Raw genomic sequence first — 20,975 nt, 5'->3', positions numbered from 1 at the left:
CCCGAGTTTTCGAAAGGATTTCAGCATGGCCACCGTCAAGGTCGACAAGGGCAATTTCCAGGCCGATGTGCTCAACGCCAAGGAGCCGGTCGTGGTGGATTTTTGGGCCGAATGGTGCGGCCCTTGCAAGATGATCGGCCCGTCGTTGGAAGAGATCGCCACCGAACTCGGCGGCAAGGTCAAGATCGCCAAGCTCAACATCGACGAGAATCCCGAGCTTGCCGCGCAGTTCGGCGTGCGCTCGATCCCGACCTTGATGATCTTCAAGGGCGGTGAAGTGGCCGACATGAAGGTGGGCGCCGCGCCGAAGACCGCGCTGTCGCACTGGATCAACGGCAGCCTCGCCTGAGCCAATCCAAATAGTCGAAGAAAAAGCCCGGCCGTCGCGCCGGGCTTTTCTTTGGCGTCATGGCTCGACGCGCTCTGGCCCTCGCACGTAGGCACGTCATACTCTCTGCTTCAGAAAAAGGAGAGCGCCATGACCGGGACAGCCAAGGCCACAGTTCACGTCGACAATGAGCGCGTCATCGTCACCGAGTACCGTTTCGCGCCGGGCGCCAACACCGGCTGGCACCGTCACGGCCACGATTATGTCGTCGTGCCGCTGATGGACGGCAAGGTGAAGCTGGTGACCAGTGACGGCGAATCCTTCGCCGAGATGAAGAAAGGCGCGCCCTATTTCCGCCGCGAGGGCGTCGAGCACGACGTCATCAACGCCAATGACGGCGAATATGCCTTCATCGAGATCGAGCTGAAGTAGGACCAGCCGTGATCGCCGGCTTGCGCCGTCTCATCCCGGCGTCGTACGGGACGCCATGGGTGTAGCACCTCTCGTGGCGTTTGCCGGCTTTGCGGCGGTCGGCGCCTATGTCCAGACGCTGACCGGTTTCGCCTTCGGCCTGGTGATGATGGGCGCGATCGCGCTTGTCGGCCTGTTGCCGCTGCCCGACGCCGCCGCGATGGTGGGTATGCTCACCCTGGTCAACGCCACGCAAATGCTGATCCAGGGCGGCTGGCGCGAGGTTGCGCGTCGCGAGCTGCGGCTGATCCTGATCGCAAGCCTGCCTTCGTTGTTCGTGGGTTATGCCCTGTTGGAATGGCTGGCGGACGCACGGGCCGACCTGCTGAAAATCGGGCTTGGCCTGGTCATCATGCTGTCCAGCCTGCAACTGGCTATCAGGCCTGCCGGTTTGGCAAAACGGTCGTCAGACGCAAGCTTTGTCGGCTTCGGCGTCGTCTCGGGCCTGATGAGCGGACTGTTCGCGACCGGCGGCCCGCCGCTTGTCTATCATCTCTTCCGGCAGCCCTTCCCGCATGAACGCATTCGCGAAACGCTGGTCGCCGCCTTCGGCGCCGCGCAGGTGGTGCGGATTGCGATGGTCGTTGCAAGCGGCAACCTGCCGACCATGTCGCCTGTCGCGCTCATCCTGGCCGTGCCGGCGGTGATGGCGATGACTTACGCGGCGCGCCGCTGGCCGCCATCGCTGTCGCCGCGGGCGATGCGAAAAATCGTCTTTGTGCTGCTTTTCCTGTCCGGCCTGTCGCTGGCATTGCCCGCCACCATGCATCTGGCCGCGTAAGCCACAACGAAGCGCTACAGGCCCATCACGCCCGGCAGCCAGAGCACGGTCTGCGGCACGAAGGTAATGATCAGCAGCACGGCCAGGATGATCGCGACGATCGGCAGGCTGGCCCAGATCACCTCGCGCATCGGCACCTTGGCGATCGACTGGGTGATGAGAAGGTTGAGACCCAGAGGCGGGTGGATCAGGCCGACCATCAGGTTCAGCACGATCACCAGGCCGAAATGCGTCGGATCGACGCCGAAGCTCTTGGCCGCGGGCAGGAAGATCGGCACGAGGATGATGGTCGCCGGCGTCGAATCCAGAAACATCCCGGCCACCAGGAAGACCACGTTGACCAGCAGCAGGAACTCCCACGGCGACAGGTCGGCATTGTGGAGCAGGCTTTGTATGTCCGCCGGAATGCCGTGGACGACGACGAGGTAGGCGATGAATGACGAGACCGCGACGACAAGCATGATGTTGGCGGTCTGCAGGCCCGCATCGGTCAGCAGGTTCGGAAACTGCCGCCAGCTGAACTCGCGATGGATGACCCAGCCGATGAAGATGGCATAGAGCACCAGCACCGCGCCGAGCTCGGTCACCGTGAAAAGACCGCCCTTGGCGCCGACGACCAGGAGCAGCGGCATCGACAGCGCCCAGGCGCTGCCCCTGAACTGCTTGCCGATCGTGCCCCATGACGGCCGTCCGCGCGCCCGAAGCTGGTGCCTACGGGCATAGGAGGTCACATAGGCGATCAGCGCCAAAGCAATGAGGATGCCGGGGACGTAGGCGCCGACGAAAAGCTTGGTGATGGAGACCTGGGCGATGACGCCATAGATCACCAGCGGGATGCTGGGCGGGATGATCGGGCCGATCACCGCGGCCCCGGCCGTCAGCGCCGCCGCGAAGCCGCCGGAATAGCCGTCCTTGCGCATTTCGGGGATCAGCAACGCGCCGCTTGCCGAGGCGTCGGCGACAGCCGAACCGGATATGCCGGCCAGAAAGACGTTGGTGCCGATATTGACGACGCCCGAGCTGCCGCGAATGCGGCCGAGCGCGGAGGAGAACAGGTCGACGACGCGCGTGGTGATGCCGCCACTGTTCATCACCGAGGCGGCCAGGATGAAAAAGGGCACGGCAAGCAGCGGGAAGGAATCGATGCCGTTGACCATCTTCTGCGCGAGGATGAAGCCCGGCATGCCCCAGATGGCGATCACCAGCAGGGCCGAAAGCCCGAGCGCGATGGCGACGGGAACCGCCAGCAAGGCGAGCACCAGGAACACGACCGACAGCACAAGCAGCATCATCATGACCGGGCCCCTTCATGCGCGACGGGCTTTTCGGCAGCCGGAACCGTTTCCTGTCCGGCGCGGCTTGCGCCGAACAGCCGCTCCAGGATGAAGAACAGGCCGAGGACCGAAAAGGCCAGCAACGCGCCGTAGAACCAGTCGAAGCTGATGCCCGTCGCCGGCGCGATCTTCTGCCCGACCACGATCATCAGATGGCGTGCGTAGACGGCTAGGGAAACGAGAAACACCGCGGTCGCGATGTCCACGAGAACCTTCAGCCTGGTAAAGATGCCGCTGCTCAGCCGGTCATGCAAAAGGTCAATCACGATGAGCTGGCGCTGGCTCACCAGCAGCGCGGCGCCAAGGAACGTCATCCAGATGAACAGGATGCGCGAGATCTCGGCCAGCTCCGGCGTCGGCGCGCCGATGAAATAGCGGCTGAACACCTGGATGCAGACGAGAAGCACGATCGCGAGCAGCGCCGCGCCGACGAGGAAGCCAAGCACGCGGCGCAACCCGTTACCCACGGATGCGAGCAGGTTTGCCATGGAGCATCTCCGACTGGAACCGCCCGCCCAGGCAAGGGCGGGCGCGCCAGTTGCTACTTAACCGCCCGGATCTTGTCGATGTAGGGCTGCAAGGCGGCGTCGTATTTCGAGTCCGCCGCGGCCTTGGCGATGAATTCGTCGAGGTTGGGCTTATGGACGACGACACCCTGGGCGACGAGCTCTTCCAGCACCTTGGCCTGCGAGGAATCGGTGTATTCCCGATACCAGTCGGCGCTGGCGTCGGCGCTCTTGGCGAAAGCGTCCTGCACCCGCTTGTCGAGGCCCTGGTACCACGGTTCGCCGCACATGAAGCCCATCGTTTCCGCCATGTGATTGGTCATCAGCAGATGCTTGGCCACTTCGTAGAAGCGCTGGTCCTTGATCGCCACTAGGGGCTGCTCGACGCCATCGACGACACCTTGCTGGATAGCGGTGTAGACTTCCTCGAAAGGCACCGTCGCGGGGTTGGCCCCAAGCGCCTGGATGGAAGCAATGTAGGCCGGAATGCCGGGCGCGCGGATCTTGCGGCCCTGCAGGTCAGCCAGGCTTTCGGCCGGCTTGGTCAGCAGGAACTGGCGGAAGCCGTGGAAGGCCGGTCCAAGCACGCGGAAGCCCGCATCCTTGGCGATGGCGTCGAGGATCTCCTTGCCGACCGGACCGCGCCAGATGCGGAAGAAATGATCCTCGTCGCGATAGAGATAGGCCACGCCCTCGATATTGGCCGCCGGGTGGAAGGAGCCGAGGTCGCCGACACTTTCATACATGCATTCCAGCACGCCGCCTTTCACCTGCTCGACCATTTCGTCGACGGTGCCGAGCTGCGAGCTCGGGAAAAGCTGGATCGAGACGTCGCTGCCCAGCTCCGCCTCCATCTTCTGCTTGAACACCTCCATGGCCTTGGTGTCGGGGCTGTCGGGCGAACCGGCGCCGCCGATCCTGATGGTGACGCCCGCCTGGGCGGAAACGGTGGTCAGCGCCGCGATGCAGGCGGCCGCCAGTATGGATTTGAGCATTGCAATTCCCCTTCTTCTTTGTGGTTGGTTTCGAGTTCGGCCTGCCTCCCACGGCATTCCGGCTGGTGACCTTCAAACGATCTCGGTGATGACCTCTTCGAGCGTATCGACGATGACGTCGATCTCTTCCTCCGTGACGATATATGGCGGCGTGATCTGGATATGATCGCCGCCCTGGCCGAAATTGGCGCCCGGCACGCCGCCGCCAACGATCACGCCGCGCTCGCGCATGCCGGCCACCAAGCGCGAGGTGAACGCCTTTTCCACCGGGAAAGGCTGGCGCGTGGCGCGGTCGGCGACGAATTCCACCCCGGCATAGAGCCCCCTGCCGCGCACGTCGCCGATACAGGCATGGCGCTGCTGAAGCTGCCTCAGGCGGCTTGCAAGATATTGTCCGATCTGGCCCGGCCGTTCGAACAGGCCTTCCCTCGACATGATGTCGAAGACCTGCTGGCCGATGAAGCAGGACGCCGGATGGCCGCTATAGGTGAAGCCGTGGACGAAGCGCTTGCGGTTGTCGCGGAAGAAGTCGGTGATGCGGTCGTTGACCAGCACCGCGCCCAGCGGCGCGTAGCCGCTGCCGATCGCCTTGCCGCAGGTGATCATGTCGGGGGTGACGTCCCAGTCGGCAATGGCGAAGGGAACGCCGGTGCGGCCATAGCCGGCGAGCACTTCGTCGGCTACGAACAGGATGCCGTAGCGGTCGCAGACCTCGCGCACCCTTTTGTAGTAATCCTTATGCGGCACGAGGCCCGAAGCCGTGGTGCCGACGATGGTTTCGGCAAAGAACGCCGCGACCGTCTCAGGGCCTTCAAGGTTGATGGCGCGCTCCAGCTCGTCGGCGCAATCCAGCGTGCAGCCGCCATTGTCGCGGCAATAGGCGCAGCGATATTCGTAAGGCGGCGAAATATGCACCACCGGCAGCAGATAGGGCGAATAGGGCGTGCGCCAGCTCGTGCGCCCCGACAGCGAGAGGGTGGCGATGGTGACGCCATGGTAGCTCTGCCAGCGCGAAATGATCTTGTGGCGCTGCGTGTCGCCGCGCTCCAAGTGGTATTGCCGCGCCAGCTTCAACGCGGTCTCGTTGGCTTCCGAGCCGCCGGACACGAAATAGACCGATGCCATTCCCTTCGGCGCCACCGACAGGATCGAACTGGCGAGCTGTTCCTGCCACGGGTGGGTGAAGGTGGCCGTGTAGGCGAATGTCACCTTGTTGCCGGCGTCGGCCAGGGCGCGATAGATCTCGGTCCGGCCATGGCCGATGCCGACGACGCCGGCGCTGCCCATGCCGTCGAGATAGGCCTTGCCGTCGGTGTCGTAGACATAGACGCCGCTGCCGTGAGCCACCTTCGGTAGCTCCGCCGCATAGTCTCTCGAAAAGATTGGTGACATTACCCCGGCCCGTCTGACGTCGGGCGACAATCGCGAAAGTCGGTAAAGCTGTCAATATCGATTATCGATAAATGATAAGAGTCATGACCTGCGCCATTCGATCTGCTAGAGAATTCGCCGTGGGGTTGAATCCCTTGCCCGAGAGGAAGCCGCCGGCCCAGGAAGCGCGCAGCGGCAGCCGGTGGCCATCGCCGTGGCAGGCGGGTGGCCATCGCCGGTCCGTATTGGACAAGAGGAACGATTTGAAGCGGCTCGAAAGCACAGGACAGGAAAACTCCAGACCATGAGAATCTCGGGCGACAACCACCCGTCCCTGGAAAGCGAGATCGGCAAGGCGCTGAGGGCAGCCATCGTCGATGGCGAGATCGAGCCCGGCACCCGGCTCATCGAACTCGACCTTGCGGCGCGCTTCAACGTCAGCCAGGGCACGATCCGTGGCGCCCTCAAATATCTGCAGGCGCAAGGGCTGATCGTCTATCGGCCGCGCCGCGGCAATTTCGTCATCACCGTGGAAAAGCCCGACGTCTACGAAATCTCGATGCTGCGGGACTCGCTGGAGGCGCTCGGCGCGCGGTTGGCCGCGAAACGCATAGACGAGGCCGGTCGCAAGCAACTGACCGACATCGTGGCGGCCATGAAGACCGCCGCCTCGAACGGCAACCGCAGGAAGCTGATGGAGCTGGATTTCGAATTCCACCGGACGGTCATCGGTATTTCCGGACACCGGCGGCTGATGGAGATCTACGAACGGCTCGAAGGCCAGACGCGGATGTTCCTGCGGCTGACGGATCGGTTCTACAACAATCTCCACGACATACCGACCCTGCACGAACCCCTGGTCGCCGCGATCGTCGGCGGCGACGCCGACACGGCATTCCAGCTGGCCATCCGCCATGCCGATGCCGACGCCGAGGAACTTGTGTCGAGCATGGCCTCGGCGAGCCGCTGAGTCCCCTCAGGTCGGCGGCGTGCCGTTCTCGGCCAGCACGGCGCCGGCGAAATAGAGCGAGCCGCCGATCAGGATGCGCGGCGCCGGGCCGTCCCAGGAGTCGCGCAACAGCATCAGCGCGCTGGCGACGGAGCTGACCGGCTCGGCCGACAGGCCGGCCTCTTCGGCACGCAATGCCAGCTCGTCATTCGGCACGCCGGCTTCGCTGTTGGTCACCGGCACGGTGTAGACATGGCGGGCCAAACCCTTGAAGGCGCTGAAATAGCCGGTCTGGTCCTTGGTGTTGATCATGCCGGAGATCAGCACCAGCGGCCTTGGATTCTTCTCCTCCTGCTCGGCGAGCGCCTCGGCGATGACGATGCCGGCGCCGGGATTGTGGCCGCCGTCCAGCCAGATCTCGGCGCCCTTCGGCGCTAGGTCGACCAGCTTGCCCTGCGTCAGCTTCTGCATTCGTGCCGGCCAGGCGACATGGGTCATCGCCCGCTCGGCGGCGCGGTGGCCGATCTCGAAGCCGGCAGCCTTGACTGCGGCGATCGCCGCCGCGGCGTTGGCGTATTGATGGCGCCCGGGCAGGCGCGGCGACGGTAGGTCCATCAGCCCGTCCTCGTCCTGATAGACCATGCGGCCGTTCTCCTCGAAAGCGAGGAAATCCTGGCCATAGACCACGGTCGGGCAGTCCAGCCGCTCGGCTGTCTCGATCAGCACCTGAAGCGCGGTGTCGCTTTCCTGGGCGCCGATCACCACCGGGCAGCCGCGCTTCATGATGCCGGCCTTTTCGGCGGCGATGAGCTCGACGCGGTCGCCGAGATAGGCTTCGTGATCCATCGAGATCGGCATGATCACCGAAACGGCCGGTCGCTTGATGACGTTGGTGGCGTCGAAGCGGCCGCCGAGGCCGACCTCGATGATCGCCGCTTCCGCCGGGTGCTCCGAAAACAGGATGAAGGTGACGGCGGTGAGTATCTCGAAGACGGTGATCTTCTGGCCGCCATTGACTTCCGCGACACGCGCGATGGCCTCAGCGAAAACATCGTCCTCCACCAGCTTGCCGCCGCCTTCGGCCGCCAGCCGGTAGCGTTCGTGCCAGTTCACCAAGTGCGGCGAGGTGTGGACATGGACGAGGTGGCCGGCCGCCTCCAGCAGCGCGCGCGAGAAGGCGGCGCAGGAGCCCTTGCCATTGGTACCGGCGATGTGGATGACTGGCGGCAACCGGTCCTGCGGATTGCCGAGGCGTTCGAGAAGCCGCGTGACGCGGTCCAGCGAAAGGTCGAAGCCTTTCGGATGCAGCGTCATCAGGTGTTCGATTTCGCGTTCGGCGGAAAGCGTTGTCATGGCGGAATCCTAGAGCAGTTCATCGTTTCATGGAAATTCTGAACCGCTCTCTCTTTTTTTGTTTACGCAATTCCGGACGGAAAACCGTTTCACACTTTTCCTGGAATTGCTTTAGCGCCTAACCCAGAGACCGGGAATCGGTCTCGGAACGGTCATGCGCAAATCAGAGGCTACAGCACGCAACAGGCGACGCAAATCGCGGTTCGCGGCGAAGGATGTCGCGCAGGTCTATATCGCGTCAGGGCCGATCTCGCCTCAGGCTTGCGGCCGCGCCTCGGCGTTGACCACCGCCGGCGGCAGGATCTCCGGCTCCAGCGGCTTCTCGGCCTCCGGCATCTTGAGCAGTATCTTCAACAGCCGCGCGATGGTCTGGCGCATCTCCAGCCGCGACACGACCATGTCGACCATGCCGTGCTCCATCAGATATTCGGCCCGCTGAAAACCGTCGGGCAGTTTTTCGCGGATGGTCTGCTCGATGACGCGCGGGCCGGCAAAGCCGATCAGGGCGCCGGGCTCGGCGATCTGGACATCGCCCAGCATGGCGTAGGAGGCGGTGACGCCGCCGGTGGTCGGGTTGGTGAGCACGACGATATAGGGCAGGCCGGCTTCCTTCAGCCGGTCGACGCCGACCGTGGTGCGCGGCAACTGCATCAGCGACAGGATGCCTTCCTGCATTCGGGCGCCGCCGGAGGCGGCGAACAGGATCAGCGGCCGCTTGCGCTGCAGCGCGACCTCAAAGGCATGCACGATGGCCTCGCCGGCGGCCATGCCGAGCGAGCCGCCCATGAAGGCGAAGTCCTGCACGGTGACGATGACCGGCAGCCCGTCGATGGTGCCGGCGCCGTTGAGGATCGCATCCTCGAGGCTGGTCTTGGCCTTCGCCTCCTTCAGGCGGTCGGTATAGCGCTTCTCGTCGCGGAATTTCAGCGGGTCCAGGACGACCTTGGGGTTTTCCAGCACCTCGTATTTGCCGTCGTCGAAGAAGTATTTCAGCCGCTCCTTGGCCGAGATCTTCATGTGGTGGCCGGAAGCCGGGATGACGAACTGGTTGGATTCGAGATCCTTGTGGAAGATCATCTCGCCGGTCTCGGGATCCTTGATCCAGAGGTTTTCCGGCATGTCGGCGCGCCGGCCGAGCATCGAATTGATCTTCGGGCGGACGTAATTGGTGATCCAGTTCATGGCTTCGGCTCCTGTCCTGGAAGAGACTTCGAGCAATTCAGGAAAAATCTGTGGCGGATTTCCGGCCCGAACTGCTGAGGAAACAAATAGTGCGGCTATTCGGCGGCGGCGAGGCGGGCCGAGCGGACGCCCTGGGCAAGACCGCTGACCAGGGTGGCCACGGCTTCCGCCGGATCGGCTGTTTTCTCGCCCTTGGGTCCCAGCACGTTGGCGATCGCGTTGACGATCGCCGTGCCCACGACAACGCCGTCGGCCGAGGCGCCGATGACACGCGCCTGCTCGGCGGTCTTGACGCCGAAGCCGACGCAAACCGGCAGCGCGGTGTGGCCCTTGATGCGCGTGACCGCCGCCGAGACCTTGGCGGTGTCGGCGAGCGCCGAGCCGGTGATGCCGGTCATCGAGACGTAGTAGACGAAGCCGGAGGTGTTTTCCAAAACCTTGGGGAGGCGCTTGTCGTCGGTGGTCGGCGTCGCCAGGCGGATGAAGTTGACGCCGGCCTTCAGCGCCGGAATGCAAAGCTCCTCATCCATCTCCGGCGGCAGGTCGACGACGATCAGGCCGTCGATGCCGCTCGCCTTGGCATCTACCAGGAAGCGGTCGACGCCGTAGATGTAGATCGGATTGTAGTAGCCCATCAGCACGATCGGCGTGTCATTATCGCCGGCGCGGAATTCCGCTGCCATCTTCAGCGTCCTGGCCAGCGTCTGGCCGCCCTTCAGCGCCCGAAGACCCGCCGCCTGGATCGCCGGACCGTCGGCCATCGGATCGGAGAAGGGCATGCCAAGCTCGATGATGTCCGAGCCCGCGAGGGGCAGCCCCTTCATGATAGCCAAGGCGGTGTCGTAGTCGGGATCGCCGCCCATGATGTAGGTGACGAGAGCCGGGCGGCCCTCGGATTTGAGCTTCGCCATGCGGCGGTCGATGCGGGTGGTCATTGTCAGATCTCCATGCCCAGCATGTTGGCCACCGTATGCACGTCCTTGTCGCCGCGGCCGGACAGATTGACGATGACGATCTGGTCCTTGTCCATCTTCGGCACGATCTTCATCGCATGGGCGATGGCATGCGCCGATTCCAGCGCCGGGATGATGCCCTCGACCCGGGTGGTGAGCTGGAAGGCTTCCAGCGCCTCGTCGTCGAGGATCGGCTCATATTGGACGCGGCCGGAATCGCGCAGCCAGGAATGCTCGGGACCGACGCCGGGATAATCCAGGCCGGCCGAGATCGAATGACCGTCGAGGATCTGGCCGTCCGAGTTCTGCAGCAGATAGGTGCGGTTGCCGTGCAGCACGCCGGGCCTGCCGGCGCTCATCGAGGCGCAATGCTCGATGCCGTCGAGGCCGCGCCCGCCGGCTTCGATGCCGATGATGCGCACATCCTTGTCGTCGAGGAAGGGATGGAAGAGGCCGATGGCGTTGGAGCCGCCGCCGACGGCGGCGATGATGACATCAGGCAGCCGGCCTTCCTGCTCCAAAATCTGGGCGCGGGCTTCCGTGCCGATCACCGATTGGAAGTCGCGCACCAGCTCCGGATAGGGATGCGGGCCGGCGGCGGTGCCGATCAGGTAATAGGTATCCTCGACATTGGTGACCCAGTCACGCAGCGCCTCGTTCATGGCGTCCTTCAGCGTGCCGTGGCCGGCGGTGACCGGCCGCACCTCGGCGCCGAGCAGCTTCATGCGGAACACGTTCGGGCTCTGGCGCGCAACGTCGGTGGCGCCCATGTAGACAACGCAGGGATAGCCGAAGCGCGCCGCGACCGTGGCAGAGGCCACGCCATGCTGGCCGGCGCCGGTCTCGGCGATGATGCGCTTCTTGCCCATGCGCTTGGCGAGCAGGATCTGGCCGAGGCAGTTGTTGATCTTGTGCGAGCCGGTGTGGTTGAGGTCCTCGCGCTTGAAATAGACCTTGGCGCCGCCCCCGAGGCCCTTCGCCGAGGAAACCTCACGAAGATGCTTCGTCAGGCCCTCGGCGAAATAGAGTTTTGAGGGCCGCCCGGCATAATGGGTCGACAGGTTCTGCAGCTCGGCCTTGAACTCGGGATCGTTCTTGGCCTTGTTCCACTCGTCTTCCAGATCGAGGATCAGCGGCATCAGCGTCTCGGCGACAAAGCGGCCGCCGAAAATGCCGAACATGCCCTGTTCGTCGGGCCCGGTGCGGAAGGAATTGGGCATTGCCGGCTTGTTCATCGCCGATCTCCTGACTCTTTGCTTCTGAGCATGTCCTTGTCGGAAAACCGGTTCCCACTTTTCCGGGACATGCTCGGGTTTGAACCTGCTCAGGCGGCGCGGTCATCGCGCGCGGCCCTGACGGCCCGGAAAAACTGCTCGATCAGCGCCGGATCCTTGACGCCCGGAGCGCTTTCCACGGCCGACGAAACGTCTATTCCGGGCGGATTGGCCAGTCTCAGGGCATCACCGATATTGGCGGCGTTGAGCCCACCGGAAAGCATGTAATCGACGCCGGCGTCAAGGCCGGCAAGGATGCGCCAGTCGAAGGCGACGCCGTTGCCGCCTGGAAGCTGCGATCCCTTCGGCGGCTTGGCGTCGAACATGAAACGATCGGCGATGCCGACGAACGGCTTTATGCGCTCGATATCGGCAGCCTCGCTGACGGAAAACACCTTCATGACCGGGAGGCCGTAACGGGCCTTGAGCTCCGCCACGCGCTCGGGCGTCTCCGAACCATGCAGCTGCAGCATGTCCGGCTGCATCCTGGCGACGATCTCGTCCAGAAACGCATCATCGGCATCGACGGTGACGGCGACCGCCTTGGCCTTGCCGCGCGCCGCTTCGCGCAGGCGCCCGGCCTCGGCGGGCTCGACATAGCGCGGGCTCTTGGCGAAGAAAATAAATCCGACATGGCTGGCGCCGCCGGCAAGGGCAGCGGCCATCGCGGCGTCGGTCTTCAATCCGCAGATCTTGATGTCGAGCGTCATGGCGCGGGATTGGCACGAAACGGGAAAAGAGTCGAGAAAAAGCATGCTGTTGCCGGCTCTGCGGAAAACACTACCTTCATATAGGAACCACAGGCGGGAGCACGACAAGCATGGCCGACCGGACCGTTGCCGAACTCAGGCAGAAGATCGCGCAGGCGCGCGAGGTGATCACGCATCTGATGGACAAGGCCGCCTTCAACGGCGCCGAGGCGCATCGGGCGCTGGAGTATTTCGGCAGCGATGCGTTTGACGGGAACTTTCTGCCGTGGCCGCATACCGAGGAAGGGCTACGGCCCGAGGAGTTGAACGCGGCGAATGATGATTGAGGAGGAGGTTCCTAGGGCGCCAGCCGTAACTTCGTCATCCTAGGGCGGAGCGACGCGAAGCGGCGCAGACCCTAGGATCCATGCCGTTACATCGGTCGAAGGGCGCGACGTAGGAGGATATCCTCTTTTTCGTTCAATGATATAGCGTCTTTTGCATCGCTGCGGCGCTCGCACGTCACGGCATGGATTCTAGGGTCTGCGCCGTGTCGCTTCGCTCCTTGCTTCGCCCTAGAGTGACGAAGCTCGAGTGGCTCGGCCAATCTCCACCGTTTGCGGGCCAGTGGCCCCGCACAACCATCGCCTCTACTCAAACACGATCGCCTGCAGCGCGCCGCCGTTGCGCTTCAGCCAGTCCTTGCAGCGGTCGGTGTCGGGACAAAGCTTCTCGCACAGTTTCCAAAACTTCGGGCCGTGGTTCATCTCCTTGAGATGCGCCACCTCATGCGCCACCAGGTAGTTTATCACCGCCGGCGGCGCCATCATGATGCGCCAGGAGAAGGAGAGATTGCCCTCCGAGGTGCATGACCCCCAGCGGCTGGAGGTATCCTTGTACCTTATGGCCTTGGCGCGCTTGCCGATCGCCTCGGTGTGCTTGACCACCAGCTTCTCGATCTCCTTCTTGGCCTCGCGCTTGAGGTGGTCGGCGATGCGGCGCGGCAGATGGATGCGCTCGCCATGGACGATCAGAAGCGGACCGCGCTCGTCGCGCGAGACGGCGACGGTGCCGCGCTTGGAGGGCTCATGCACGATGCGGTGCGGCACGCCGCGGATCGGGATCCTGATGCCGGGACGCACCTGCGGCCTCGTCGGCACCTTGGCCAGACGCTGCTCCAGCCAGTCCTGGTGGCGGTCGAGGAATTTCTCCACCTCGCCGCGGCGCAGGCCGGGCGGCACGGTGACGCGCAGGCCCTGGCCGCCGGAATCGATGCGCAGCGTGAGCCGCCGGGCCCTGGCGCTTTCGACGATTTTCAGCGGCAGCGTGCGGCCGGCGACGCAATGTTCGCGCTCCACCACTGGCGTGGGCTTTGGCTTGGTCAGATTGCGAAAGAAGCCGAGGGTCATGGCTGGACGATACGCGATTCGAAAAAAACGGCCAGTGGAGGGAAGCTACAAAGAGAACAAAAAAGAAACGGCGCCGCTCGCGCGACGCCGTTTTATCATCCTAAGACCGGTCGCCGGATCTTAGTCGTCGAGCAGGTTCGTGCCCTTGCCGCGGTTGGGAGCGGGCTTGTCGGTCGAGCCGGTGGTGGTCGGCGCGGTCGACTTGTTGCGGTTCGCCATGAAGCGGTCGAACTCGTCCTGGTCCTTGGCGCGGCGCAGCTCGCGAGCGTAATCGTCGAACTCGCTCAGCATCTCGTCGAGCTTGCGACGCTCCTCGGCCAGGCGCTCGAGCTCCTTCTCGCGCCAGTCGTCGAAGGCGACGTTGCCGGTGCGGGCCGAGCCGTGGCCCCAGCGGGCCGCCTTGTCGGAGCCGCGACGGCAGCCGGCGAAGATGCCGTCCGTGGCGCGGTTGACGTCGCGCTTGAAGCCATCGAGCCGGTCGCCCCAGATGATGTAGGCGAGCATGGCGAAGCCGAGCGGCCAGAACACCATGAAGCCGATGACCATCAGCGCGATGGTGGCCGGCGTCCAGGCCGGACGGATCAATGCACTTGTGTTCATTTTCTCCAAATCCTTCCGTTGGAAACAGCCAAACCGGCTGCGTGGAATCGAAATGGGAAGGCGAAATAGGCGATTCAAGGCAAGTTCGGCCAAAACCGGCGAAGCATCTGAAATGATTATCGCTTTTTGAGTTTTTCCAAGAAAAGCACTGCCATTCCGGCAACCAGCCCCCAAAATGCCGCGCCGACGCCGAAGAGCGTGAGCCCCGAAGCCGTGACGGCGAAGGTGACGGTGGCCGGCATGCGTTCGGCCTCGTCCTTCAGCGCGATCGACAGCGCGTTGGCCAGGGGCGCCGTCAAGGCGAGCCCCGCGACCAGCACGATCAGGCTTTGCGGCAGGACCGCGAAGATCGCCACGAGCGAGGCGCCGAAGATCGCGAAGATGAGATAGGCGAGCGAGTAGAACGGCCCGGTCTTCCAGCGCTCGGCCGGGTCGGGATGGACATCGGGGCCGGTGCAGATTGCAGCCGAGATCGCCGCAAGATTGGTGGTGGCGGCGCCGAACGGCGCCGAGAGCAGCGAAAACAGACCGGTGACGCCGATCAGCGGACCTGGCTCCGGATGATAGCCCGCGGCGCGCAGCACCGCGAGGCCGGAAAGGTTCTGCGAGGCCATGGTGACCAGATAGAGGGGCAGGGCAAGGCCAATGGTCGCCGAGGCGGTGAATTGCGGCGCAATGAACGTCAATGTCGACAATTCCGGCGCCGGCAGGCTGCCGACGCGGCCGGTGAGGACCGCGGCGAGGCCGCCGGCGATCAGCACCACCAGCACCGATAAAGCCGGATTGAACAGGCGGATGACGAAGAAGGTGGCGATCAAGGGCAGGATCAGCCAGGGGTCGGCGGGAATGGCCTTCACCGCATTGACGGCGAAGCTGACCAGGATGCCGGCCAGCATGCCGGACGCGACCGAGGCCGGGATCTTCGCGATCAGCCGGGTCAGCGGCCCGAACAGGCCGGTGGCGACCAAAAGGACGCCGGTGACCATGAAGGCGCCGACCGCCTCCGGCATCGTGAAGCCGCTGGAAGCCGCGATCAGCGCCAGGCCAGGCGTCGACCAGGCGGTGATGACCGGCATCTTCGTGCGCCAGGAGAGCCACAGGCATTCGACGACCATGGCCAGGCAGATCGCCGTGACGCCGCTCGCGGTCTCGATCTGGGTGGCGCCGACCGCGTTGGCGGCGGCGATGACGAGGGCCAGCGTGCCGCCGAAGCCGACGATCGCGGCGACGAAGGCGGATATCGGGATGGAGATGCGCATTACCCGGCCGCCCGCTTGACCATGTCGCCGACGGCCCGCTCGAGCAGGTCGAGATCCTCGGGACGGGACAGGCGATGGTCGCCGTCCGGGATCAGCGACAGCGTCACATCGTCGGCCGGCAGCATGGATGCGAGCTTCAAGGCATGGCCGGACGGCACGTCCGGATCGGCCAGGCCCTGCAGGATATGCACCGGACAATGCGTGTCGATCGGCCCGGTCATCACCCGGTTGGCCCGGCCGTCCTCGATCAGCGCGCGCGTGTAGATATAAGGCTCGTCCGAATAGTCGGACGGCTCGGCGAAGAAGCCTTTTTGCTTGAGATCCTGCCGCTGCGCGTCGGTCAGCACCGGCTCGATCAATTCCACGGTGAAGTCCGGCGCCGGGGCGAGCAGCACCAGGCCGGCGACGCGATCGTCGCCCGCCTTGCGCAGTTCCTGCGCCATGCGCAGCGCGATCCACGCTCCCATCGAGGAGCCGACCAGTATCTGATTGCCCTGGCCGAACCGGCGAAAGACGGCGAGGCTCTCGGCCAGCCATCTGGAGATCGTGCCGTTGGCGAATTCGCCGCCCGACTCGCCATGGCCGGAATAGTCGTGGCGCAGATAGGCGTGGCCCTCGCGAGCGGCCCAGGCGGCAAGCGTCTCGGCCTTCGTGCCCAGCATGTCGGACTTGTAGCCGCCAAGCCAGACCACGCCGGGCGCCGCGCCGGGCGCCTGCCTGACGGCGATGCTCGATCCGTCCACATCGATGAAAACCGGAGCGCTGGCGGCCATGAGCTTGTCCTTTCGGCCGGTCTTTTGGCACAGGCCGGGGTTCAACGAAAAGTGCTCGCGGCGTTTCTTTGCTTGGTGCAGACAATTGCCAGGCGGCAGGTGATTTTGCGACGCGGCTATGCTATTGACTCACGCCCCGCGCTCACCACATAGGCGCGTCCACCTATTTTGACTCTACAGAAACCCTGAACGAAACGGCCGAGGAGACCACGACCATTCGCAGACCTTTCAAAGCAGCGGCACCCACCAAGGACGGGCCGCGCTCCAACCGAGACATCCGGGTTCCCCGGGTCCAGCTTATCGACGCCGAAGGCCAGAACCGAGGCGATGTTTCCATCAACGACGCATTGCTGCTCGCCGAAGAGGCAGGGCTCGATCTGGTCGAGATATCGCCCAATGCCGTGCCGCCCGTCGTCAAGATCCTCGATCTCGGCAAGCTGAAATACGCCAACCAGAAGAAGGCGGCCGAAGCGCGCAAGAACCAGAAGGTCATCGAGATCAAGGAGATCAAGATGCGCCCGAACATCGACAGCCACGACTACGAGACCAAGATGAAGGCCGTGCGGCGCTTCTTCGAGGAAGGCGACAAGGTCAAGCTGACGCTGCGCTTCCGCGGCCGCGAGATGGCGCATATGGAACTCGGCATGCAGCTTCTGAACAAGGTGCGCGAGGAAGTTGCGACGATCGCCAAGGTCGAGGCGGAGCCGAAGCTCGAAGGCCGCCAGATGATGATGGTGCTGGCGCCGCGCTGACCAAGGATGGCGCGGCCGCCAAAGCGTCGCGTCCATCACGGTTTCGAGAGCAGCCGGGCTCTTTCCGTCCCGCTCTAAAATCCGCCCGAATTGCCGGGCACGGCGTCCCGACGATCGGCGGGGCGCCTGTTTTCAATCCGATCGCCGGTTACCTCGACGATCACTTCGCGATCGCGAGCAAATCGGCGATCGGCTTTTGCCGGTCGCGAACAAATCGATGATCGAGTTCCTCGATCGCGAGCAAATCGACGATCGGATGGGTCATGGTCGATGAAGTGAAGGTCCAGGCCGACAACCAGAATGAAGGCTTGGGCGGCTACCAGCACATGCGCCGGATCGTGCTGGCGGTGCTGATCGTGGTGCTGTTCTGCGCGCTGCTGTTCGGCCAGTCTTCCTTCCCGCCGGACACGCCCGTGCATGAGTCGATCGAGATGTTCGGCGTGCTCCTGATCTTCCTCGGCATTGTCGGGCGGCTGTGGTCGACGCTCTATATAGGCGGTCGCAAATCGGCCGAAGTGGTCACCGGCGGTCCCTATTCGATCACCCGCAACCCGCTCTATGTGTTCTCGACGGTGGCGGCGGCCGGCGTCGGCGCGCAGATCGGCTCGTTCAGCGGCATCATCCTGTTTTCGCTGCTCTGCGCCGGCGCCTTCCACATCGTCATCCTGCGCGAGGAGCGGTATTTGAAGGAGGTGCTCGGCGCGCCTTACCAGGCCTATCTCGCCAAGGTGCCGCGCTTCTTCCCGAACCTTTCGCTCTACCAGGAAGGCGATACTGGCAGCTTCAAGCCGCGCCTCTTGCTGAACACGTTGCTCGACGGGCTGGTGTTCCTGGTGGCGCTGCCGGCCTTCGAGCTGATCGACGGCTTGCAGCAGTCGGGGATGCTGCCGGTGTGGTTCACCCTGCCCTAGGGTGACTGATATTGAGGTGAGGCCGGCCTGCGAACGGCGACTTCCTGCGCTTCCGGTGCTCACGTACATTAAGTACGCTCCGCTCCGGTTCTCGGAATCCACCTTTCTCGACTCGGCCTGACCTCAATCTCAGCCACCCTACCCTGCAGAGACACCGCGTCGCATGGCTTGAGGTGTTGCACCCAGGCCGTCTTTGATCTATAGGACCGCCGTTCCAAGAAAACCGCCCGGCAGGGCATGCCGTGGCGGTTTCATTTGCTTTTCGGGCTTTGGTCGGCCCGAAGCGAAAAAAGAAGCGCGATGGTGCGCCACCAATACGGAGTAGCAAAATGCCCAAGATGAAGACCAAATCGGCCGCCAAGAAGCGGTTCAAGATTACTGCCACCGGCAAGGTGCTGTCGGCTGCCGCCGGCAAGCGCCACGGCATGATCAAGCGTTCCAACAAGTTCATTCGCGATGCCCGCGGCACGATGGTTCTGGCTGAACCGGACGGCAAGAAGGTCATCAAGAATTTTCTGCCGAACGGCCTCTGAGCATTTCGGTTTCAGGAACAGTATTTAAGGAGATCATGACATGGCACGCGTAAAGAGAGGCGTTACCGCCCACGCCAAGCACAAGAAGGTCCTGAAAGCCGCCAAGGGCTTCTACGGCCGCCGCAAGAACACCATCCGCATCGCCAAGCAGGCGGTGGAGAAGTCGCTGCAGTACGCTTACCGCGACCGCAAGAACCGCAAGCGCTCGTTCCGCGCGCTGTGGATCCAGCGCATCAACGCAGCGACCCACGAGCACGGCCTGACCTATGGCCGCTTCATCGACGGCCTCAACAAGGCCGGCATCGAGATCGACCGCAAGGTCCTTTCGGACATGGCCATCCACGAGCCGCAGGCTTTCGCCGCGCTCGTCGCCAAGGCCAAGGTCGCGCTCGAATATCTGAAGAACACCACGCCGAATGCTTTTGAGAGCGCTGTCGCCTAAGCCAGCGCTTCCCAAGCATTTTTTAGGACTGATTTGGGGAACCCGCGCTGGCACGGCTGGCGCGGGTTTTTCTTATGCCCGATGCAACAAGAATCGTACCGCGAAACGAAAATCGTGACGCACGCTGATGACAGCCACCGATAGAAAGAATTCGCCGTGAACGCCACCGCTGGAAATCTTGAAACCCTTGAAGCTTCGCTGATGGCCGACATCGCGGCGGCTTCGGACGAGGCCGCGATCGAGGCGGTGCGCGTCTCGGCGCTGGGCAAGAAGGGCTCGGTCTCCGAAATGCTGAAGACGCTGGGCGCGATGAGCGCCGAGGAGCGCCAGGTGAAAGGTCCGGCGATCAACGGCTTGAAGAACCGAGTCACCGAAGCGCTCACCGCGCGCAAGGCGGAGCTCAAGGACGTGGCGGTCGCAGCCAGGCTCGCCGCCGAGACGGTCGACGTCACGCTGCCGGTGCGCCAGTCGCCGGCCGAGCGCGGCCGCATCCATCCGATCAGCCAGGTGATCGACGAGATCGCGGCGATCTTCGGCGATCTCGGCTTCGCCATCGCCGAAGGTCCGGATATCGAGACCGACTATTACAATTTCACCGCGCTGAACTTCCCCGAGGGACATCCGGCGCGCGAGATGCACGACACCTTCTTCTTCCAGCCGGATGAGAAGGGCGAGCGCAAGCTGCTGCGCACGCACACCTCGCCCGTGCAGATCCGCACCATGGAGAAGCAGAAGCCGCCGATCCGCATCGTCATCCCCGGCAAGACCTACCGGCAGGATTCGGACGCCACGCACTCGCCGATGTTCCATCAGGTCGAGGGGCTGGTGGTCGACAAGTCGGCCAATGTCGCCAACATGAAATGGGTGCTGGAGGAGTTCTGCAAGGCCTTCTTCGAGGTGCCGTCGGTCAAGATGCGCTTCCGGCCGTCCTTCTTCCCGTTCACCGAACCCAGCCTCGAGGTCGACATCCAGTGCGACCGCTCGCGTCCAGGCGAAGTGCGCTTCGGCGAAGGCTCCGACTGGATGGAGATCCTGGGCTGCGGCATGGTGCACCCGAATGTGCTGCGCGCCGGCGGGCTCGATCCCAACGAATACCAGGGTTTTGCCTGGGGCATGGGCATCGACCGCATCGCCATGCTGAAATACGGCATGCCGGACCTGCGCGCCTTCTTCGACGCCGATGTGCGCTGGCTGTCGCATTACGGCTTCCGGCCGCTCGACCTGCCGACGCTGTTCGGAGGCCTCTCTGCATGACGGCACCTCACACCGGCGGCTGCCGCTGCGGCGCGGTGCGGTTCGAGGCGTCAGCCGAGCCGCACCACATCAGCTATTGCCATTGCGGCGATTGCCGGCGTGCCAGCGGCGCGCCGGTGTCGGCCTTTGTCGGCTTCCTGGCCGACCAGGTCGCGCTCAACGGCAAATCGCTGAAAAGCTACCGCAACGGCCCGGTGGAGCGCTCGTTCTGCGGTATCTGCGGCTCGCCGATCGCCTATGTCGACAAGCGGCTCGACAACCAGATCTGTTTCATGCTCGGCGCCATGGACATGCCGGCTTATTTCAAGCCGACGCTGCATGCCTATGTACGTGAGCAACTGCCCTTCCTGCATATGCCGGACGATCTGCCCAGGCATCTGAAGACCAGCGTAGCCCGGCCCGATGGCGAAGGACTAGCCGGGGCATGAGCGCGTGAGCCCAATTGCCGATCCCTATGCGAACGCGGTGACCTTCCGCTTCGGCGACAGTCCCGAACTCGCCGACGAGCTGCTGGCGCTGGTGCTGTCGGGCCGCAAGACCGCGACCTGTGGCGCGCTGCGCGACTATGGCGGCGCCGAGCCGGTGCCGGAGGTGGGTCGTCGCGATGTCGTGCTCGACGGACACGGCCGGCGCGCCGCCGTCATCGAGACCGTCGAAGCCATAGTCCGGCGCTTTGACGAGGTCGACACCGACTTTGCCCGTGACGAAGGCGAAGGCGATTTGAGCTACGCATACTGGCGCGACGCCCATCGCGCCTACTTCGAACGCAATGGCGGGTTTTCGCCTGACATGAAATTGGTTTGCGAACGCTTCAGGCTGGTCGAAGTGCTCGCTCAAGAAGATACGAAAGTGTGAA

General features: G+C 63.9%; 25 protein-coding genes. 12 read left to right on the top strand and 13 right to left on the bottom strand.

What is annotated here, in order from left to right; translation table 11 throughout:
• Positions 1–25: 25 nt before the first annotated feature.
• From trxA to FJ471_RS02515, 3 genes are all read left to right on the top strand, one after another.
• Positions 26–349: a thioredoxin gene (trxA, locus tag FJ471_RS02525; protein WP_112097238.1), complete on the top strand. Its 324-nt coding sequence runs from the start codon at positions 26–28 to the stop codon at positions 347–349.
• Positions 350–478: 129 nt separating this feature from the next.
• Positions 479–760, top strand: a complete 282-nt coding sequence (locus FJ471_RS02520; RefSeq protein ID WP_140801591.1) for a cupin domain-containing protein — start codon at positions 479–481, stop codon at positions 758–760.
• 55 nt (positions 761–815) lie between these two features.
• Positions 816–1,580 (top strand): sulfite exporter TauE/SafE family protein, encoded by a 765-nt coding sequence (locus FJ471_RS02515; RefSeq protein ID WP_140801590.1) that lies wholly within the window; start codon positions 816–818, stop codon positions 1,578–1,580.
• Positions 1,581–1,594: 14 nt separating this feature from the next.
• Here FJ471_RS02515 and FJ471_RS02510 read toward each other — a convergent pair whose 3' ends face one another.
• From FJ471_RS02510 to FJ471_RS02495, 4 genes are all read right to left on the bottom strand, one after another.
• Positions 1,595–2,875 (bottom strand): TRAP transporter large permease, encoded by a 1,281-nt coding sequence (locus FJ471_RS02510; RefSeq protein ID WP_140801589.1) that lies wholly within the window; start codon positions 2,873–2,875, stop codon positions 1,595–1,597.
• Entirely contained in the window at positions 2,872–3,402 is a 531-nt protein-coding gene (locus FJ471_RS02505) for a TRAP transporter small permease (protein WP_140801588.1), read from the bottom strand. The genes FJ471_RS02510 and FJ471_RS02505 overlap by 4 nt, the downstream gene beginning before the upstream one ends.
• Positions 3,403–3,455: 53 nt before the next feature.
• Entirely contained in the window at positions 3,456–4,415 is a 960-nt protein-coding gene (locus FJ471_RS02500) for a TRAP transporter substrate-binding protein (protein ID WP_181179105.1), read from the bottom strand.
• A 72-nt stretch (positions 4,416–4,487) separates the two neighbouring features.
• Positions 4,488–5,762, bottom strand: a complete 1,275-nt coding sequence (locus tag FJ471_RS02495; RefSeq protein ID WP_181179103.1) for an aspartate aminotransferase family protein — start codon at positions 5,760–5,762, stop codon at positions 4,488–4,490.
• A gap of 328 nt (positions 5,763–6,090) precedes the next feature.
• Between FJ471_RS02495 and FJ471_RS02490 the strand changes: the two genes are divergently transcribed.
• On the top strand, positions 6,091–6,756 hold the full coding sequence (locus FJ471_RS02490; protein WP_140801585.1) for a GntR family transcriptional regulator: 666 nt from the start codon (positions 6,091–6,093) through the stop codon (positions 6,754–6,756).
• Between the two features lie 6 nt (positions 6,757–6,762).
• Here the strand turns inward: FJ471_RS02490 and FJ471_RS02485 are convergent, their stop codons facing one another.
• The 5 genes from FJ471_RS02485 to FJ471_RS02465 all read right to left on the bottom strand — a co-directional run bounded on the left by FJ471_RS02485 (position 6,763) and on the right by FJ471_RS02465 (position 12,207).
• Positions 6,763–8,088, bottom strand: a complete 1,326-nt coding sequence (locus FJ471_RS02485) for a folylpolyglutamate synthase/dihydrofolate synthase family protein (RefSeq protein WP_140801584.1) — start codon at positions 8,086–8,088, stop codon at positions 6,763–6,765.
• Between the two features lie 255 nt (positions 8,089–8,343).
• Positions 8,344–9,270 (bottom strand): acetyl-CoA carboxylase, carboxyltransferase subunit beta, encoded by a 927-nt coding sequence (gene accD / locus FJ471_RS02480; RefSeq protein ID WP_140801583.1) that lies wholly within the window; start codon positions 9,268–9,270, stop codon positions 8,344–8,346.
• A gap of 95 nt (positions 9,271–9,365) precedes the next feature.
• Entirely contained in the window at positions 9,366–10,205 is an 840-nt protein-coding gene (gene trpA / locus FJ471_RS02475; protein WP_140801582.1) for a tryptophan synthase subunit alpha, read from the bottom strand.
• 2 nt (positions 10,206–10,207) lie between these two features.
• Entirely contained in the window at positions 10,208–11,458 is a 1,251-nt protein-coding gene (gene trpB, locus FJ471_RS02470; protein ID WP_140801581.1) for a tryptophan synthase subunit beta, read from the bottom strand.
• A gap of 89 nt (positions 11,459–11,547) precedes the next feature.
• Complete coding sequence (locus FJ471_RS02465; protein WP_140801623.1) at positions 11,548–12,207, bottom strand: phosphoribosylanthranilate isomerase; 660 nt, start codon at positions 12,205–12,207, stop codon at positions 11,548–11,550.
• A gap of 110 nt (positions 12,208–12,317) precedes the next feature.
• Between FJ471_RS02465 and FJ471_RS02460 the strand changes: the two genes are divergently transcribed.
• On the top strand, positions 12,318–12,533 hold the full coding sequence (locus FJ471_RS02460; RefSeq protein WP_140801580.1) for a hypothetical protein: 216 nt from the start codon (positions 12,318–12,320) through the stop codon (positions 12,531–12,533).
• A gap of 303 nt (positions 12,534–12,836) precedes the next feature.
• On the opposite strand, the gene FJ471_RS02455 is transcribed toward FJ471_RS02460, so the two are convergent.
• The 4 genes from FJ471_RS02455 to FJ471_RS02440 form a co-directional block, all read right to left on the bottom strand.
• Positions 12,837–13,595: a M48 family metallopeptidase gene (locus FJ471_RS02455; protein ID WP_140801579.1), complete on the bottom strand. Its 759-nt coding sequence runs from the start codon at positions 13,593–13,595 to the stop codon at positions 12,837–12,839.
• A gap of 120 nt (positions 13,596–13,715) precedes the next feature.
• On the bottom strand, positions 13,716–14,195 hold the full coding sequence (locus FJ471_RS02450; protein WP_140801578.1) for a DUF2852 domain-containing protein: 480 nt from the start codon (positions 14,193–14,195) through the stop codon (positions 13,716–13,718).
• Positions 14,196–14,311: 116 nt separating this feature from the next.
• Positions 14,312–15,454 (bottom strand): benzoate/H(+) symporter BenE family transporter, encoded by a 1,143-nt coding sequence (locus tag FJ471_RS02445; protein WP_140801577.1) that lies wholly within the window; start codon positions 15,452–15,454, stop codon positions 14,312–14,314.
• Positions 15,454–16,227: an alpha/beta hydrolase gene (locus FJ471_RS02440; RefSeq protein WP_140801576.1), complete on the bottom strand. Its 774-nt coding sequence runs from the start codon at positions 16,225–16,227 to the stop codon at positions 15,454–15,456. Before FJ471_RS02440 ends, FJ471_RS02445 begins: the two co-directional genes overlap by 1 nt.
• Positions 16,228–16,442: 215 nt before the next feature.
• Between FJ471_RS02440 and infC the strand changes: the two genes are divergently transcribed.
• From infC to FJ471_RS02405, 7 genes are all read left to right on the top strand, one after another.
• Complete coding sequence (gene infC, locus FJ471_RS02435) at positions 16,443–16,979, top strand: translation initiation factor IF-3 (RefSeq protein WP_010912915.1); 537 nt, start codon at positions 16,443–16,445, stop codon at positions 16,977–16,979.
• Between the two features lie 263 nt (positions 16,980–17,242).
• Positions 17,243–17,890: an isoprenylcysteine carboxylmethyltransferase family protein gene (locus FJ471_RS02430; protein ID WP_140801575.1), complete on the top strand. Its 648-nt coding sequence runs from the start codon at positions 17,243–17,245 to the stop codon at positions 17,888–17,890.
• Between the two features lie 329 nt (positions 17,891–18,219).
• Positions 18,220–18,423, top strand: a complete 204-nt coding sequence (rpmI, locus tag FJ471_RS02425) for a 50S ribosomal protein L35 (protein WP_027166935.1) — start codon at positions 18,220–18,222, stop codon at positions 18,421–18,423.
• 40 nt (positions 18,424–18,463) lie between these two features.
• Positions 18,464–18,865 carry a 50S ribosomal protein L20 gene (gene rplT, locus FJ471_RS02420; RefSeq protein ID WP_042637600.1) on the top strand — a complete coding sequence of 134 codons (402 nt, stop codon included), beginning with the start codon at positions 18,464–18,466 and terminating at the stop codon, positions 18,863–18,865.
• A 201-nt stretch (positions 18,866–19,066) separates the two neighbouring features.
• On the top strand, positions 19,067–20,119 hold the full coding sequence (gene pheS, locus FJ471_RS02415) for a phenylalanine--tRNA ligase subunit alpha (protein WP_224669373.1): 1,053 nt from the start codon (positions 19,067–19,069) through the stop codon (positions 20,117–20,119).
• A complete protein-coding gene (locus FJ471_RS02410) occupies positions 20,116–20,547 on the top strand; it encodes a GFA family protein (RefSeq protein WP_140801573.1) in 432 nt (143 codons plus the stop codon). Before pheS ends, FJ471_RS02410 begins: the two co-directional genes overlap by 4 nt.
• Positions 20,548–20,551: 4 nt before the next feature.
• Positions 20,552–20,974 carry an ASCH domain-containing protein gene (locus FJ471_RS02405; protein WP_140801572.1) on the top strand — a complete coding sequence of 141 codons (423 nt, stop codon included), beginning with the start codon at positions 20,552–20,554 and terminating at the stop codon, positions 20,972–20,974.
• Position 20,975: the final 1 nt, after the last annotated feature.

This window comes from Mesorhizobium sp. B2-7-1, assembly GCF_006440735.1.
Lineage (GTDB): Bacteria > Pseudomonadota > Alphaproteobacteria > Rhizobiales > Rhizobiaceae > Mesorhizobium.
The sequence above is the reverse complement of the archived record's forward strand: the minus strand, read 5'-3'. Positions and strand labels throughout refer to the sequence as shown.

What these genes read in the sequence shown, in the direction of transcription:
- trxA (WP_112097238.1), top strand. Translation starts at nt 26, where the DNA reads ATGGCCACCGTCAAGGTCGACAAGGGCAATTTCCAGGCCGATGTGCTC.
- FJ471_RS02520 (WP_140801591.1), top strand. Translation starts at nt 479, where the DNA reads ATGACCGGGACAGCCAAGGCCACAGTTCACGTCGACAATGAGCGCGTC.
- FJ471_RS02515 (WP_140801590.1), top strand. Translation starts at nt 816, where the DNA reads ATGGGTGTAGCACCTCTCGTGGCGTTTGCCGGCTTTGCGGCGGTCGGC.
- FJ471_RS02510 (WP_140801589.1), bottom strand. Translation starts at nt 2,875, where the DNA reads ATGATGATGCTGCTTGTGCTGTCGGTCGTGTTCCTGGTGCTCGCCTTG.
- FJ471_RS02505 (WP_140801588.1), bottom strand. Translation starts at nt 3,402, where the DNA reads ATGGCAAACCTGCTCGCATCCGTGGGTAACGGGTTGCGCCGCGTGCTT.
- FJ471_RS02500 (WP_181179105.1), bottom strand. Translation starts at nt 4,415, where the DNA reads ATGCTCAAATCCATACTGGCGGCCGCCTGCATCGCGGCGCTGACCACC.
- FJ471_RS02490 (WP_140801585.1), top strand. Translation starts at nt 6,091, where the DNA reads ATGAGAATCTCGGGCGACAACCACCCGTCCCTGGAAAGCGAGATCGGC.
- FJ471_RS02485 (WP_140801584.1), bottom strand. Translation starts at nt 8,088, where the DNA reads ATGACAACGCTTTCCGCCGAACGCGAAATCGAACACCTGATGACGCTG.
- accD (WP_140801583.1), bottom strand. Translation starts at nt 9,270, where the DNA reads ATGAACTGGATCACCAATTACGTCCGCCCGAAGATCAATTCGATGCTC.
- trpA (WP_140801582.1), bottom strand. Translation starts at nt 10,205, where the DNA reads ATGACCACCCGCATCGACCGCCGCATGGCGAAGCTCAAATCCGAGGGC.
- trpB (WP_140801581.1), bottom strand. Translation starts at nt 11,458, where the DNA reads ATGAACAAGCCGGCAATGCCCAATTCCTTCCGCACCGGGCCCGACGAA.
- FJ471_RS02465 (WP_140801623.1), bottom strand. Translation starts at nt 12,207, where the DNA reads ATGACGCTCGACATCAAGATCTGCGGATTGAAGACCGACGCCGCGATG.
- FJ471_RS02460 (WP_140801580.1), top strand. Translation starts at nt 12,318, where the DNA reads ATGGCCGACCGGACCGTTGCCGAACTCAGGCAGAAGATCGCGCAGGCG.
- FJ471_RS02455 (WP_140801579.1), bottom strand. Translation starts at nt 13,595, where the DNA reads ATGACCCTCGGCTTCTTTCGCAATCTGACCAAGCCAAAGCCCACGCCA.
- FJ471_RS02450 (WP_140801578.1), bottom strand. Translation starts at nt 14,195, where the DNA reads ATGAACACAAGTGCATTGATCCGTCCGGCCTGGACGCCGGCCACCATC.
- FJ471_RS02445 (WP_140801577.1), bottom strand. Translation starts at nt 15,454, where the DNA reads ATGCGCATCTCCATCCCGATATCCGCCTTCGTCGCCGCGATCGTCGGC.
- FJ471_RS02440 (WP_140801576.1), bottom strand. Translation starts at nt 16,227, where the DNA reads ATGGCCGCCAGCGCTCCGGTTTTCATCGATGTGGACGGATCGAGCATC.
- FJ471_RS02430 (WP_140801575.1), top strand. Translation starts at nt 17,243, where the DNA reads ATGGTCGATGAAGTGAAGGTCCAGGCCGACAACCAGAATGAAGGCTTG.
- rpmI (WP_027166935.1), top strand. Translation starts at nt 18,220, where the DNA reads ATGCCCAAGATGAAGACCAAATCGGCCGCCAAGAAGCGGTTCAAGATT.
- rplT (WP_042637600.1), top strand. Translation starts at nt 18,464, where the DNA reads ATGGCACGCGTAAAGAGAGGCGTTACCGCCCACGCCAAGCACAAGAAG.
- pheS (WP_224669373.1), top strand. Translation starts at nt 19,067, where the DNA reads ATGGCCGACATCGCGGCGGCTTCGGACGAGGCCGCGATCGAGGCGGTG.
- FJ471_RS02410 (WP_140801573.1), top strand. Translation starts at nt 20,116, where the DNA reads ATGACGGCACCTCACACCGGCGGCTGCCGCTGCGGCGCGGTGCGGTTC.